At 65.3% G+C, this 13888-nt stretch carries 13 protein-coding genes and 3 tRNA genes; 12 read left to right on the top strand and 4 right to left on the bottom strand.

The genetic code is table 11. From position 1 onward, the window contains the following. The first annotated feature begins 129 nt into the window (after positions 1–129). From ppnN to ACM0PB_RS08230, 8 genes are all read left to right on the top strand, one after another. Positions 130–1518, top strand: coding sequence for a nucleotide 5'-monophosphate nucleosidase PpnN (ppnN, locus tag ACM0PB_RS08265; RefSeq protein WP_019659018.1), 1389 nt, complete (start codon positions 130–132; stop codon positions 1516–1518). Positions 1519–1679: 161 nt separating this feature from the next. Beyond that, the gene (locus ACM0PB_RS08260; RefSeq protein ID WP_005415961.1) at positions 1680–2195 is read left to right on the top strand and encodes a pilus assembly FimT family protein; all 516 of its coding nucleotides are present in this window, start codon (positions 1680–1682) and stop codon (positions 2193–2195) included. Then, positions 2192–2689 (top strand): type IV pilus modification protein PilV, encoded by a 498-nt coding sequence (gene pilV, locus ACM0PB_RS08255; protein ID WP_111202162.1) that lies wholly within the window; start codon positions 2192–2194, stop codon positions 2687–2689. The genes ACM0PB_RS08260 and pilV overlap by 4 nt, the downstream gene beginning before the upstream one ends. Before the next feature lie 8 nt (positions 2690–2697). Continuing rightward, a complete protein-coding gene (locus tag ACM0PB_RS08250; protein WP_005415963.1) occupies positions 2698–3855 on the top strand; it encodes a PilW family protein in 1158 nt (385 codons plus the stop codon). A 5-nt stretch (positions 3856–3860) separates the two neighbouring features. Beyond that, positions 3861–4382, top strand: a complete 522-nt coding sequence (locus ACM0PB_RS08245) for a pilus assembly PilX family protein (protein ID WP_032954069.1) — start codon at positions 3861–3863, stop codon at positions 4380–4382. 13 nt (positions 4383–4395) lie between these two features. Further along, the gene (locus ACM0PB_RS08240) at positions 4396–8163 is read left to right on the top strand and encodes a pilus assembly protein (protein ID WP_164229655.1); all 3768 of its coding nucleotides are present in this window, start codon (positions 4396–4398) and stop codon (positions 8161–8163) included. Positions 8164–8186: 23 nt separating this feature from the next. Beyond that, positions 8187–8594: a type IV pilin protein gene (locus tag ACM0PB_RS08235; protein ID WP_005415966.1), complete on the top strand. Its 408-nt coding sequence runs from the start codon at positions 8187–8189 to the stop codon at positions 8592–8594. A 47-nt stretch (positions 8595–8641) separates the two neighbouring features. Then, positions 8642–8718, top strand: a tRNA-Asn gene (locus tag ACM0PB_RS08230). Between the two features lie 52 nt (positions 8719–8770). On the opposite strand, the gene ACM0PB_RS08225 is transcribed toward ACM0PB_RS08230, so the two are convergent. After that, the gene (locus ACM0PB_RS08225) at positions 8771–9316 is read right to left on the bottom strand and encodes a GspH/FimT family pseudopilin (RefSeq protein ID WP_005415967.1); all 546 of its coding nucleotides are present in this window, start codon (positions 9314–9316) and stop codon (positions 8771–8773) included. A gap of 128 nt (positions 9317–9444) precedes the next feature. Here ACM0PB_RS08225 and uvrB point away from each other — a divergent pair, with 128 nt between their 5' ends. From uvrB to ACM0PB_RS08210, 3 genes are all read left to right on the top strand, one after another. Further along, a complete protein-coding gene (gene uvrB, locus ACM0PB_RS08220) occupies positions 9445–11469 on the top strand; it encodes an excinuclease ABC subunit UvrB (RefSeq protein WP_065177377.1) in 2025 nt (674 codons plus the stop codon). A 106-nt stretch (positions 11470–11575) separates the two neighbouring features. Next, positions 11576–11650: transfer RNA gene (locus ACM0PB_RS08215), tRNA-Val, on the top strand. A 98-nt stretch (positions 11651–11748) separates the two neighbouring features. Further along, positions 11749–11823: transfer RNA gene (locus tag ACM0PB_RS08210), tRNA-Val, on the top strand. Positions 11824–11949: 126 nt separating this feature from the next. Here ACM0PB_RS08210 and ACM0PB_RS08205 read toward each other — a convergent pair. Then, on the bottom strand, positions 11950–12252 hold the full coding sequence (locus ACM0PB_RS08205) for a hypothetical protein (protein WP_065177376.1): 303 nt from the start codon (positions 12250–12252) through the stop codon (positions 11950–11952). 182 nt (positions 12253–12434) lie between these two features. Between ACM0PB_RS08205 and ACM0PB_RS08200 the strand changes: the two genes are divergently transcribed. Continuing rightward, entirely contained in the window at positions 12435–12575 is a 141-nt protein-coding gene (locus ACM0PB_RS08200) for a hypothetical protein (protein ID WP_171955946.1), read from the top strand. Positions 12576–12671: 96 nt separating this feature from the next. Here the strand turns inward: ACM0PB_RS08200 and ACM0PB_RS08195 are convergent, their stop codons facing one another. Both ACM0PB_RS08195 and ACM0PB_RS08190 read right to left on the bottom strand, forming a co-directional pair. Further along, positions 12672–12956, bottom strand: a complete 285-nt coding sequence (locus tag ACM0PB_RS08195) for a hypothetical protein (protein WP_005415971.1) — start codon at positions 12954–12956, stop codon at positions 12672–12674. A 30-nt stretch (positions 12957–12986) separates the two neighbouring features. After that, positions 12987–13754, bottom strand: a complete 768-nt coding sequence (locus ACM0PB_RS08190; RefSeq protein ID WP_414604774.1) for a MipA/OmpV family protein — start codon at positions 13752–13754, stop codon at positions 12987–12989. Positions 13755–13888 lie beyond the last annotated feature (134 nt).

The raw sequence follows: 13888 nt of genomic DNA, 5'->3' as shown, positions 1-13888 counted from the left end.
GCCGCCGATGCGGTCCCGGAATGGCGGACGCGGGTGGCACACATCCAACGGTCGGGTTTCCCGGCCGTTTTGCTTTTTAAGGGGGCGGCAGTACAGTCGGAAACCTTGAAGGAAGCGAAAAAATTGGATATGACCACGAACGAAAAATCGGCCCGTGCACTGCCGGTGCAGGATGCCCGGATCTACCCGCGCGGTGGGCTGGATGTGCTGTCGCGGGCCGAGGTGGCACGCCTGCGCGATGCCTCCGCCGGCGGCATGCATGAGCTGCTGCGCCGCTGCGCGCTGGCCGTGCTGACCAGCGGCAGCGCCTCGGACGATCCGCGCGCCGCGCGCGATCTCTACCCTGATTTCGACATCCAGGTGGCGCAGCAGGATCGTGGCGTGCGCATCGATCTGGTCAACGCGCCGGCGATGGCCTTCGTCGACGGCGAGATCATCCGCGGCGTCGCCGAACTACTGTTCGCCGTCGTGCGCGACCTGGCCTACATGGCCATCGAAATGGGCCCGGCCTACGCGGCCGAGCTGGAGTCATCCGAGGGCATCACCAACGCGGTGTTCGGCCTGCTGCGCAACGCGCGCATCCTCAATCCGGGTGATCCGAACCTGGTGGTGTGCTGGGGCGGACACTCGATCTCGCGCGACGAATACCTGTACACCAAGCAGGTGGGCTATGAACTGGGCCTGCGCGGCCTGGACATCTGCACCGGCTGTGGCCCGGGCGCGATGAAGGGCCCGATGAAGGGTGCCACCATCGCCCACGCCAAGCAGCGCCGTACCGTGACGCGTTACATCGGCCTGACCGAGCCGGGCATCATCGCCGCCGAGTCGCCGAACCCGATCGTCAACCACCTGGTGATCATGCCGGACATCGAGAAGCGCCTTGAGGCCTTCGTCCGCATCGGGCACGGCATCATCGTGTTCGCCGGTGGCGTCGGCACCGCCGAAGAGATCCTGTACCTGCTCGGCATCCTGCTGCGCGAGGAGAACAAGGACCTGCCGTTCCCGCTGATCCTGACCGGCCCGACGGTAGCGGCGCCGTACTTCGAGCAGATTGATCGCTTCATCCGCCTGACCCTGGGCGATGCGGCTGCCGAGCGCTACGAGATCATCATCGGCGACCCGGTGGCGGTTGCGAAGAAGATGGCCACTGGCATCAAGCGCGTGCGCGAGCACCGCCTGGCGCAGAAGGACTCGTTCTTCTTCAACTGGTCGATCGAGATTCCGTGGGAGTACCAGCAGCCGTTCGTACCCACCCACGAAGCGATGGCGGCGTTGGACCTGCACCACGGGCGTGCCCCGCACGCGCTGGCGGCCGACCTGCGCCGCGCGTTCTCGGGCATCGTCGCCGGCAACGTGAAGGAAGACGGCATGCGCCGCATCGAGCAGTTCGGGCCGTTCCAGATCCACGGCGACCCGGACATGATGCAGGCGCTGGATGCGCTGCTGCGCGCCTTCGTCGAACAGCGCCGGATGAAGATCTCCGGCGAGTACCAGCCCTGCTACCAGGTGCTGGCCTGAACCCGGGCCGGCGCGATGGGGATCGCGCCGGCACTGGCAGGGAAGGGCGGGTCGTCAAGCCTTTGACGCCCGTCGCCCCGGATTGACCGTTCATCCTGCCGCCGCTTGCCGGTGGCGGGGCGATGGCCCATCGTGGCCACCAACACGCTGGGGAGCGTCCAATGTCTTTGCGCCGGCAAAACGGCTTCACGCTGGTTGAACTGATGGTCACGCTGGCCGTCTTCGTGGTCCTGGCGTCGATCGCCTATCCGAGCTTCCGCGGCATGATCCGCTCGAACCGGCTGGCGACCGCCAACAACGAGCTGATCGCGCTGGCCAACCTGGCCCGCAGCGAAGGCATCCGCAACAGCAACGGTGGCGGCGTCTGTGGCAGCGCCGATGGCAAAGCCTGTGATGGCGACTGGTCCAAGGGGGTGCTGGCCTGGTCGGACCTGGATGGCGACGGCCAGATGGGCAGCAATGACGTCGCGCTGCGCTTTTCACAGGGCAATCCGCAGCTGAGCGTAGTTGGCCCGCCGGGCGCGGTCATCGCCTTCGACGGGCGCGGCCGGCGCAGGGCGGTCGCCGATCAGACGCTGGTGCTGTCGCCGGATGCGTGCAAGGCCGGCGAATCGAAAAGCACGTTGACGATCAACCAATCCGGCCAGGTCCGGGTGACCAAGGGAACCTGCTCATGAGCCGCCGCAACCTGGCCCACCCGCGTTCGTCGCAGGGGGGCTTCAGCCTGATCGAAGTGATGGTGGCGGTGCTGATCCTGGCATTCGGGCTGCTGGGCTTCGCCCTGCTGCAGACCACCAACGTCCGCTTCGTGCAGAGCGCGAACTACCGCACCCAGGCGACCAACCTGGCCAACGACCTGATCGAACTGATGCGCGCGCAGCGCACCGACACCCTGGCCGGTGGCGCCTATTCCTCGGCCTCGTTCTCGGCCGGCTCGGTGAAGCCCAGCGGCGCCTGCGCCTGGCCGACCGGCGCCGCCGTGACGCCGCAGGCGAACGTCGCGCGCTGGCAGTGCGAGGTCGCACGCACGCTGGGCGAGAAGGCCAGCGCACAGGTGACCTTCGTGCAGAGCACCGGCGAGGTCACCGTGGCCATCAGCTGGGGTGACCAGCGCTGGGATCCGAAGGACCCCGACAGCCTTACCACCTTCGGCCTGACGACCTTCCTGTGAACATGCCCATGAGTCCAATTTCGCGCACCCGAGGCCTGTCGCTGATCGAACTGATGATCGCCATGGTCATCGGCCTGGTCCTGATGCTGGGCGTCACCCAGATCTTCATCGCCTCGCGTGCGGCATCGCGCCTGTCCGAAGGTGCGGCCCGTACCCAGGAGAACGCGCGCTTCGCGCTGGACTTCCTGCAGCGTGACCTGCGCATGGCCGGCCACTTCGGCTGCGTCAACGACCAGGCCCATGTGGTCAAGAACACCGGCGATGTGGGTTATCACCTGGGCATCAGCTCGGGCAGTGGCGACCCGCAGGATTTCTCGGTTCCGGTGCAGGGGTATGAGGCGGCAGGTACGGCGCCGGGCGCCACCCTGACCCTGGGCCGCGCGTGGAGCGCGGCGCAGTCGGTGCCGAAGAGCATCGCCAACCTCAAGCCGGCGCCACTGCCGGGCAGCGACATCCTGGTGCTGCGCCTGATGAGTCCGGAAGGGGCCGTGGTGACCGGCATCTCCGTGGCCGCGGGCGCGACCACGCTGACCGTCTCCAGTGATGGCATGGCCCGGCTGAAGGCCAACGCCGCAGGTGCGCCGACGGTCTTTGGCATAGCCGACTGCACCCGTGCCGACGTGTTCCCGGCCACCATCAGCGGTTCGACGGTGAAGGTGGACAAGGTCGACCTGAGCAACTATTCGATCAACAACGCGATGACCATGCTGTATCGCGCCGATGGCATGGCGTACTACATCGCGACCAATCCCAATGGCGAGCCGGCGCTTTACCGGGCACGCGCGAATGGCGCCGGCGGCTACGCCGATGGCGAGGAGCTGGTGGAAGGCATCGAGAACATGCAGTTCCTGTACGGACTGGATGCCACCCCGGATATCGCCCTGCCCACGCCGCCGACCGGTCGCATCGTCGACCAGCGCGTGGCCAGTGCGGTCAGCACCGGTACCGATGCCACCGCCGCAGGGCAGTGGCGCCGCGTCGGCATGGTGCAGGTCGGCCTGCTGGCGCGCAGCCCGCAGCGTGCGTCGGCCGAGGCGCCGGGCAGCGCGGCCACCTATCCGGCCATCCTCGGGGTGGGCTTTGCCCCGGCCGATCCTTACGACCAGCGCCATCGGGGCGCCTATGAAGCGTCCGTTGCGCTGCGCAACCGCTTGTTCGGGAACTGACGACCATGCGCACTCATCCTTCCTCCCGACGCCGTCCCTTCGTTGCCCAGGCACGACAGCAGGGTGCCGTTCTCTACGTCGCGCTGATCATGCTGGTGCTGCTGGCCCTGCTGGGCGTCATCGGCATGCAGGTGGCCGGCATGCAGGAGCGCATGGCGGCCGGCTACCGGGCGACCAACATGGCGTTCCAGAACGCCGAAGGCGCGGCACGCAGCGCCGAGAACGCGGTGGAGAACATCGCCAATCGCAAGGATGCCGGTGCCAATCCGGCCGTAGCGTCCGCCGACATCAGCCAGCAGTGCGATGACGGCTTCGATCCGTCGGCCTGGGTCGCGAAAACCAAGCTGGGCAGCAAGCCGGCCATCTATGTCCGTGAGATCCAGGGTTGCATCCAGGGGGAGGGTGCGCTGGACATGGGCAAGTCGGTGGAGAAGCCAACGCCGGTCTACCAGATCACGACCTATGCCGGTGATACCACCAGTGATGCGACGTCGCGTGCGGCGATCGATACCGTATTCAAGCTGTGAGGGTGGGGAGCCCATGAACACTCGCAACCGCAGGATCCTGGCAGGCGTTGGCCTTGCCGTGTTGGCCGCTGGCGGCTATCTGGCGCATACCTTGTTTGCCGCACAGGCGCAGGGCGTGCTGGCACAGGAGCCGATGAACGTGCAGACCCGCGCGACACCGGCGTTCATCATGGCGGTGGACGATTCGGGTTCGATGAACTTCGAGCGCATGTTCCCCGGTGGTGACGGCCGCATGCGCTGGAACAGCAACACCAACAGCTTCTTCAACAACGACGGAAGCTTCTTCAGCGTGGGCTCGGCGTGTGCCAACAACTCGGTGGACTGTTACCTCTACCTTTACCCGCACGCGGAATTCAACAAGGAATATTCACCGGGCCGGGCCATTCCGCCGTTGGACATCTACGGTTTCGCGCGTTCGCATGTCTACAACGCCAGTTACTTCAATCCGGCAGTGACCTACCGGCCGTGGACCAATGCCGACGGCACGCTGTGGCCGAATGCCTCGATCACCCAGACCCGCGCCGATCCCCGGTCCGGGCAGCGCGGCTACAATGCCGTGTACAACATGACCGTCAATCGCGCCGAGACGTCGGAGAAGTTCCAGTTCGTCAGCGGCATGCGGATTCCCGACCTGTCCGGCACCGGCAATGAATACTATGTCGACAGCTGGTGGGATGGCGGGTGGAAGACCGCTGCGATCAGCAACACCGGCAATACCACATACGCGATCAGCTACTTCCCGGCCACCTTCTACCTGCCGGCCGCAGCGCCTGCACCGGACGGATACAAGACCGACGACGCCAGTCGCCCGGTGATCAAGGGTGCCTGTGGTCCGGGCTGCGACATGCGCCGCTACCAGATCAAGCCGGGCAACTACTCGAGCCCGGCCGCCTACAACGCCGCGATCCAGAATTTTGCCAACTGGTTCCAGTACCACCGCAACCGCGTGCTGGCGATCGTCGGTTCGTCGACTGCGGCGCTGGTGAGCGTCGATACGATGCGCGTGGGCTACTTCACCATCAACAAGCTCAGCAACGCGACCATGTATGACATGGTCACCAATCGTGCCGATCTCTACAAGCAGATCTACACGCTCACTGGCAATGGCGGCACGCCCAACCGCCGCGCGGTTGAATATCTGGTCGACCAGTTCCGTCGTACCGATGCCGACGCCCCCGTGCAGCTGGCCTGCCAGCGCAATGGCGGCATGCTGTTCACCGACGGCTACACCAACTCCGGCAATGCACCCAACGGATCGTTCGGTGATGCGGACTCGGTGAATTCCACGCACCTGCCGTCCATTCCGTTCGCCGATGGCTACAGCAATACCATCGCCGACATCGCGGCGGCGGCCTATGCCGGCGCCCGCACACCCCTGCGCACCGGTACCAGCTTCCCGGCCGGCCAGGTGCCGGTCAGTGACAAGTGCAGTTCGCTGGACAAGAGCAGCCCGGACTGGAAGCGCCTGGACTGCCAGACCGACCTGCACATGAACTTCTACGGCGTGACCCTGGGCGCGCAGGGCAAGATCTACGGCGTCAACCAGGCAGCGACCGACGATCCCTACAAGAACCCGCCGAACTGGGCTGGCAACGGCAACCCGCTGAATGTCGACGACGGTACGGTCATCGATGAACTGTGGCACGCGGCCGTCAACAGCCGTGGCGAGTTCATCAATGCGCAGACGCCGGCCGACGTCACCGAGGCCATGCGCCGGGTACTGTCCTCGATCACCGGTGGTGCGTCGCCTTCAGGCACGATCGGTATCAGTGGTGCACGCATCGGTACCGGTTCGCTGGCGGTCACCCCGCGTTATGACATCACCAACAGCGGCACTGATTGGTCGAGCAAGCTGACCGCGTCCAGCGTCAAGGTCAACGCCAACCAGGTGGCCGAGCTCACCGAGGTGTGGGAAGCCTCCAGCCGCCTGACATCGTCCGGCCGCCGGATCGTCGCCAACAAGCTGGGTTCGCCGGTGGATTTCAACAGCGCCCGCATCAGCCTGCAGGACCTGTGCAGCAAGCCTGACGGCAAGTACGCGACGATGCTGGTGTGCTCCACCGACAAGCTGACGGCGATCAAGGCTGATCTGGCCAGCGCGATCAACTATCTCAGTGCCGACAGCTCGACCGAAGTCCGCAACGGTGGCAAGTATCGTGACCGCACCACGCCGCTGGGTGACATCGTCAATTCGGCGCCGGTGGTGAGCTCGCCGCTGGACGACTACGGTTACCGCCAGTTGGGTGGCACCTACGCAAAGAGCTATACGGACTACCTGGCCACCAAGGCCAAGTTGCAACGGTACATGGTCTATGTCGGCGCCAATGACGGCATGCTGCACGCCTTCGACGGCGGCATGAAGGCCGATGCCAAGCAGGACGGCACCGGTGGCACGGAGAGCTTTGCCTACATCCCGGCCACCGCGCTGGGTCACATGGCCAACCTGCTGTTCCCCTACAAGTCCGACACGGCCGACCAGACCTTCCGTCATCGTTACTACGTCGATGGTCCGGTGACGGTGTCCGATACGTTCAACGGCACCGCCTGGCAGACCAGCCTGGTAGGCACCACGGGTGCGGGTGGCCGTTCGGTGTTCGCACTGGACGTCACCACGCCGGGCAGCTTCGGCACCGGCAACGTGCTGTGGGAAATCAGTGACATCAATTCGTCGCTGCGGGATGAGGTGCGCAACAACATCGGTTTCGTGCTGGGCAAGCCGGTGATCGTGCCGGTGAAGAGTGGCACCGGCGTGGCCTGGAAGGCGATCTTCGGTAATGGCTACGGCAGCGCCAACGGCAAGGCGGTGCTGTTCGTGGTCGATATGGCCAGTGGCGACATCCGGATGATCGAAGCCGTCGAGGGTACCTCGGGCGCTGGCATCTCCGGTGACAACGGATTGGGCAATGTGGTCGTTGTCGATCGTTGGACCGGTACCAACCAGGATGCGCGCGGCCGTGATGGCCTGGCCGACACCGTCTATGCCGCCGATCAGCGTGGCGCCGTGTGGAAGTTCGACCTGACCAGCAGTGCGAATACCACGTTGACCGTGCCGATGTTCACCAGCCAGGTTGCCCGGGACTCCTCCAACAGGACCTACCGTCAGCCGATCACCGGAGGCATGACCGCCGCGACCGGTCCTTCGGGCGGCGTGATGCTTTACTTCGGCACCGGCAGCTTCTCCTTCACCAGCGACAAGGATGACAAGTCGCAGCAGGCGCTGTACGCCGTGAACGATCTGTCGGGCAAGACGGTGACCTCGACGGTGACCGCTGCCAACCTGGTTCCGTACACGGCCGCGGCCGCCGCTGCAGGCGTTGATGAGCGCAAGATCACCGCGGGTGCGGCGCCGGCCAACGCCCGCGGCTGGATGATCCAGCTGCCTGCCGGCAACGGTGAACGCGCAGTAGGTAACCCGATCCTGGTCAGTGGCATTGTCTTCATGCCGACCTATGTACCCAACATGGAAACGGTTGGTTGTTCGACCAGTGGTTCGAACTGGCTGTTCGGGTTGTCGTCGATCAGCGGCCTGCCGATGCTGGAGAACGTCCGTTATGGCTCGCCGACCGGCAGCCGACCCGCCTCCGGCACCGCGGCCATTGCATTGAAGACAGGAGGAACCGCGCCGGTGCGTGACGTTTCGCTGTCGGTGTTGCCACGTCCGACGGACAACAAGGCACCGCCCGGTGGCAGCTCCTGCTGGATGGCGGTGGGTGCTGCGGGCAGCCAGTCGCTGTATCTGCCCTACCCGTGCGGTCGCCAGTCCTGGCGCCAGCTCCAGTAACCCAAGTGCGAGGATCCACGCCCATGTTGCACACTCCCATGCCTCGCCGCGCGGCTGGCTTCACGCTCATTGAATTGATGATCGTGGTGATCGTCATCGGCATCCTGGCGGCGATCGCCATTCCGTCTTACCAGGAGTACGTGCGCCGATCGCATCGCGCCGTGGTGAAGGCGGACCTGGCCGAGTATGCGCAGCGTGCGGAGCGCTACCACACCAGCAACAACTCCTACACCGGCTACGCACTGCCGACCAAGGTGTCGCCGCGTGATGGAGGGACTGCGCGCTACAACCTGGATTACAAGGGAGACGGCACCAGCTTCACCATCACCGCCACCCCGCAGGGCACGCAGGCGAAGGACAGCTGTGGCAAGTTGAGCGTGGACCAGGCCAACCGCAAGACGGCCGACGGTGGCGTTGCCAGCTGCTGGTGAAACAGGTGTTGATCTTCCTGTAATCGACCAGTACAATGCGCCTCCCCGCCCGAATAGCTCAGCCGGTTAGAGCACTTGACTGTTAATCAGGGGGTCGTTGGTTCGAGTCCAACTTCGGGCGCCAGATACTACAGAAGCCGCGAGAAATCGCGGCTTCTGCTTTTCTGCGCAGGCATTCAGCAGGGTGTATCGCGGTTCACGCGCTCACTCCGGACGCGGCCGCCATTGTTGACGATCAATGCGCCATGCAGCTGGTTGCCCGCGCAGATGCGCAGGGTCAGGTTGGCCCCCGGGCTGCGTCCATCTGCCTGGAAGAACAGCAGCGGACGCCCGCTGCTGGCCTGGGCAAGGATCGAGACGTCCGAGCGCCCGGTGTGGTGGCTCAGGATCGCCTCCGGCGAGGCAGGCTCCCCGCGCTGGTCGCCGCTGCGGTAGATGATCCAGCCGGCGCTCCAGTCGTCACTGCAGTGCCGGCCGTCGACACTGGCGCAGAGGCCGATCAGCTCCCGTCTGCGCACGGCCTCGCTGCGTGCGCCGGACAGGCTGGCATGCAGGGTCAGTTGCAGTGCATCGGCGCGTTGCCGCAGCAGCAGGGGCTGCAGCGCCGGCCAGGACGCGGCCAGCAGCACCGCCAGCACAGTGATGACCACCAGCAGTTCGGTCAGGTGCACGCCCCGCGCAGAGCGGGGGCCGAGCGGGCATGGGGCTTGGGCAGTGCGCATGCATCCAGCCTCCGCGCCCGGCTGTGCGGCCGCCATCGGGAATCCCCGTAGCGGTCTGCCCGGAGACCCCTCAGCCGGCCGTCACCCCTCGCCCCGTATACTGACCCTTCCCGGGAACTGGCAACACCATGAGCGACAGTTTTGAACTTGTCTCGCCGTATTCGCCGGCGGGCGACCAGCCCAACGCCATCGCGAAGCTGACCAGCAACTTCGAGGCCGGCATCGCCAAGCAGACCCTGCTGGGCGTGACCGGCTCGGGCAAGACTTACACCATCGCCAACGTCATCCAGAACGTTCAGAAGCCGACGCTGATCATGGCACCGAACAAGACGCTGGCGGCGCAGCTGTATGGCGAGTTCAAGGCGTTCTTCCCGCACAACGCGGTGGAGTACTTCGTCAGTTATTACGACTACTACCAGCCCGAAGCCTACGTGCCGTCGTCGGACACCTTCATCGAGAAGGACAGTTCGATCAACGAACACATCGAGCAGATGCGGCTGGCCGCGACCAAGACCCTGCTGTCGCGCCCGGACGCGATCGTGGTGGCCACGGTGTCCGCGATCTATGGCCTGGGTGCGCCGGAAGACTACCTTTCACTGCGCCTGATCCTGTCCAAGGGCGAGCGCATCGACCAGCGCGACCTGATCAACCACCTGACCCAGCTGCAGTACACGCGCAATGAGTACGAGCTGCAGCGCGGTACCTTCCGCGTGCGCGGCGAAGTGATCGACGTGTTCCCGGCCGAGTCGGACAGCGAAGCACTGCGCCTCGAACTGTTCGATGGCGAGGTCGAGAAGATCACCGTGTTCGATCCGCTCACCGGCGAGACGCTGCGCAACATGCAGCGCTTCACGGTCTACCCGAAGACCCACTATGCGACCACGCGCGAGCGCGTGCTGGCGGCGATCGAGACGATCAAGGTAGAGCTGAAGGAGCGGCTGGAGCAGCTCTACGCGCAGAACAAGCTGGTGGAGGCGCAGCGCCTGGCGCAGCGCACGCAGTTCGACCTGGAAATGATGGCCGAGGTCGGTTACTGCAACGGCATCGAGAACTACTCGCGGCACCTGACCGGCAAGAATGCCGGCGAGCCGCCACCGACCCTGTTCGACTACCTGCCGCCGGATGCGCTGCTGGTGATCGACGAATCGCATGTGACCATTCCGCAGATCGGCGCCATGTTCAAGGGTGACCGCTCGCGCAAGGAAACCCTGGTTGAGTTCGGTTTCCGCCTGCCGTCGGCGCTGGACAACCGCCCGCTGCGCTTCGAGGAATGGGAGGAGCGCTGCCCGCGCAGCATCTACGTGTCGGCCACGCCCGGGCCCTATGAACTGCGTGAAGCCGGTGACGAGATCACCGAACTGGTGGTGCGCCCAACCGGCCTGATCGACCCGGTGGTGGAGATCCGGCCGGTCGGTACCCAGGTCGACGACCTGATGAGCGAGGCCAACGCGCGCATCAAGGCGGGCGACCGCGTGCTGGTCACCACGCTGACCAAGCGCATGGCTGAAAACCTCACCGAGTACCTCACCGAACACGGTATCCGCGTGCGCTACCTGCACTCGGACGTGGATACGGTCGAGCGCGTGGAGATCATCCGCGACCTGCGCCTGGGCAAGTTCGACGTGCTGGTCGGCATCAACCTGCTGCGCGAAGGCCTGGACATGCCCGAGGTATCGCTGGTGGCGATCCTCGATGCCGACAAGGAAGGCTTCCTGCGCTCCACCGGCTCGCTGATCCAGACCATCGGCCGCGCCGCACGCAACGTGCGCGGCAAGGCGATCCTGTACGCCGACAAGATCACCCGCTCGATGCAGGCGGCGATCGATGAGACCGACCGGCGCCGTGCCAAGCAGGTCGAGTACAACGAAGAACATGGCATCGTGCCGCGCTCGGTGGCGCGCCCGATCGTCGATGTCCTCGAAGGCGCGCGTTCGGATGCCGCCGAGAAGGAAGCCAAGAAGGGTAAGGGCAAGGGCCGGGCGAGTGTGGCCGAAGAAGCGGCCGACTATCGTTCGCTGTCTCCGGCGCAGCTGGCGACCCGTCTCAAGGCGCTGGAACAACAGATGTACCAGCACGCCAAGGACCTGGAATTCGAAGATGCCGCACGGGTGCGTGACCAGATCCGGCAGCTGAAGGAAGCCAGCCTGGGCTGAACGTGGCAGTGCAGCATCATCTTCACAAAAGTGTTGCGCTTCACGGCCCGCATCCGTAATATACGCGGCCTGCACCGACGCAATCGCGGAAATGCAGAAGCAAAACGGGCGGTTAGCTCAGCGGTAGAGCACTACCTTGACATGGTAGGGGTCACAGGTTCGAACCCTGTACCGCCCACCACGAAGTCCTCGGAAGAGGGCTGTCGTGAACTGCAAAGCCCGGCCCTGGCGCCGGGTTTTTACGTAACAAGGCCAGCCTTCGGGCGGCAAGAACAAGATGGGCGGTTAGCTCAGCGGTAGAGCACTACCTTGACATGGTAGGGGTCACAGGTTCGAACCCTGTACCGCCCACCACCTGCTCCCGGCGTTGCCGGTGAAGTGGTGGAAACGATGAAAGCCGGCCCCGGGGCCGGCTTTTTTCGTTCCGGGGAGCCTGGCGTTCCAGCGAAGCTGCATCCGTGCCGGTTCAGTGGCATGAAATCAGTGGGTAATGCTGATCGAACGCTGGATGCGCCACTGGCCGTCGACGCGTTCCCACAGCTGCGCCACACCTACCCGGGCCAGCGCAGGATGAGGGCTGGCGCCAGTGTCGTCTGGCGATTGCTGGCTGCCCAGCCGCAGCACGCGGTCCTGGCGCAGGTGATAGAGCTGAAGGGGCTGCGCTTCATGCATGGCCTGCCGATCCTCGGTGCGCAGGATCTGGCTGCGCAGGGCATCCTCGGTGGGCCCGCAGCCGTCGCCGAACAGGCTGGAGAACAGCAGGATCAGGGCAAGCATCGGCATGGCACGGTGCTCCAGCGGGAAAGTGCGTGCAGGCTGGCATGGTCGGCTGGGCACCGCAGCCGGCCTGCGACGAAGGCGGGGATTGGGCCGCCAAAGGCAGGCAGATGGCGATGAATCCGGGCCGCGCAGGCGTAGACTCGGCGCCACTGCGCAACTGCGCAATTACTGCAAGGAACTGCCGCATGAGTGATCACGTCCCGGTGTCCAGGCCCAATCCGCTCATGGAACGCCTGTTCGGCGGCAACATGCTGGAAGGCACGTTCAAGGCAGTGATCTGGGTCGCAATCCTGAGCGCGCTGCTGGCGTGGACCACGCTGCGCTGAACGACGCTGCCGCGCGGGGCCTGCCGGGTGGCGGGACCTGCTGACCCGATGACTCCCGCTGCCGCTGGTGCGGCGGCAGTGCCTGTGCGGGTGCTGTCAGGCGCTGAAGGCCTGGCGCAGGCTGCGCAGGGTGGCCTGGCGATGTTCCCTGGCCGTTGGCTCGCCCATCTCCAGCTCCTGCAGGCGCAGTCCGACCAGAGTCATCGACAACGCATAGCCGCGTGCCGCGTCGGCAACGCGTGACAGGCCCACTGCACGGCGGGCCAGTGCATTAACATGTTCAAGGTCGGGCATCAGTCCCAGATAGGCGCGTTCTGCGCTGTCCAGGTCCGGTGCACGCAGGATCGCGTGAGCGTCTGCGGTGGGGAAGACGGAGGCCATGGGGTCCTTGTCCGTAGCGGGGGCGCTCGTTCAGAACGAGCGCATCAGGGAAATGAAGGTCGAGGTCTGCGTGCCGCGTCGTGCCATCGGGCTGTCCTTCACTGCGTCGCCGAACCACTGGTTGGCCACCACGCCGGTCGCGCGCCACTTCATGCCCAGTGGCGTGCTGACCGCGATCTGCAGACTCGGTGAGGTGGCACTACCCGGACGGTAGCTGGCAAGGCCTGAGCGCAGTGCCTCTTCGTCACTGATGCCGTAGTAGTAGTCGAGCAGCCGTGCACTGGAATGCACGACACCCACCCGCGGCACCCAGGTGAAGCGGCCTGCCTGGATCGGATGGCTGTAATGCAGGCGCGACTCGATACCACCGCCATGGCCGGTCACGTCCCGCATCACGCTGGCCTCGACCATGCTCCAGTCGGCACTGTACTCACCGTTGATGCCCGCCATGGCCGACATCTGCCGGCTGTGCAGGCGGCGCAGCTGAGCATCATTCACGTCGCCGGTCTTGAAGCGCAGGGTGTAGGGCGTGACCGCCGCCGACAGCCGCCACCCCTGATCCTTGTAGAGGTACATGCCAAGTGAGCCGGGGCTGGCGAAGAAGCGCTCGCCCTGCCAGGCGATGGCCGGTACCACCAGCGGTTTGACGTCATAGTGCGCGTACGCACCGGAGGTCGCGCCAGCGCTGATGCCGGCCTGCACGCCGGGGTTCTGCCCGGCAGCATGGGCGAGCAACGGCACGCCGAGGGCCGTGGTGAGCAGTAGCGGGCGCAGCAGGTGCGGGGACAGCGACGGCATCGATCAGCCACGTTGCAGGGGATGGCTGCGCATGGTGACGGGGCAACATTGTCAGAACATTGCGCCCGCGCGTTCGGCATGCATGGGCGCAAAATCACGGCGCCAGGCACTATGATCGGCAGCGTTTCCGGTTG

Origin of the sequence: Stenotrophomonas sp. AR029 (assembly GCF_047520695.2) — a bacterium.
GTDB classification, from domain to species: domain Bacteria; phylum Pseudomonadota; class Gammaproteobacteria; order Xanthomonadales; family Xanthomonadaceae; genus Stenotrophomonas; species Stenotrophomonas sepilia.
Note: the sequence above shows the minus strand (reverse complement) of the source record. Positions and strands in the feature narration are given on the sequence as shown.

Coding starts and splice junctions, on each gene's coding strand:
- ACM0PB_RS08240 (WP_164229655.1), top strand. CDS start 4,396: ATGAACACTCGCAACCGCAGGATCCTGGCAGGCGTTGGCCTTGCCGTG.
- ACM0PB_RS08200 (WP_171955946.1), top strand. CDS start 12,435: ATGAGTGATCACGTCCCGGTGTCCAGGCCCAATCCGCTCATGGAACGC.
- ACM0PB_RS08190 (WP_414604774.1), bottom strand. CDS start 13,754: ATGCCGTCGCTGTCCCCGCACCTGCTGCGCCCGCTACTGCTCACCACG.
- ACM0PB_RS08235 (WP_005415966.1), top strand. CDS start 8,187: ATGTTGCACACTCCCATGCCTCGCCGCGCGGCTGGCTTCACGCTCATT.
- uvrB (WP_065177377.1), top strand. CDS start 9,445: ATGAGCGACAGTTTTGAACTTGTCTCGCCGTATTCGCCGGCGGGCGAC.
- ACM0PB_RS08260 (WP_005415961.1), top strand. CDS start 1,680: ATGTCTTTGCGCCGGCAAAACGGCTTCACGCTGGTTGAACTGATGGTC.
- ACM0PB_RS08195 (WP_005415971.1), bottom strand. CDS start 12,956: ATGGCCTCCGTCTTCCCCACCGCAGACGCTCACGCGATCCTGCGTGCA.
- ACM0PB_RS08225 (WP_005415967.1), bottom strand. CDS start 9,316: ATGCGCACTGCCCAAGCCCCATGCCCGCTCGGCCCCCGCTCTGCGCGG.
- pilV (WP_111202162.1), top strand. CDS start 2,192: ATGAGCCGCCGCAACCTGGCCCACCCGCGTTCGTCGCAGGGGGGCTTC.
- ACM0PB_RS08205 (WP_065177376.1), bottom strand. CDS start 12,252: ATGCCGATGCTTGCCCTGATCCTGCTGTTCTCCAGCCTGTTCGGCGAC.
- ACM0PB_RS08250 (WP_005415963.1), top strand. CDS start 2,698: ATGAGTCCAATTTCGCGCACCCGAGGCCTGTCGCTGATCGAACTGATG.
- ACM0PB_RS08245 (WP_032954069.1), top strand. CDS start 3,861: ATGCGCACTCATCCTTCCTCCCGACGCCGTCCCTTCGTTGCCCAGGCA.
- ppnN (WP_019659018.1), top strand. CDS start 130: ATGACCACGAACGAAAAATCGGCCCGTGCACTGCCGGTGCAGGATGCC.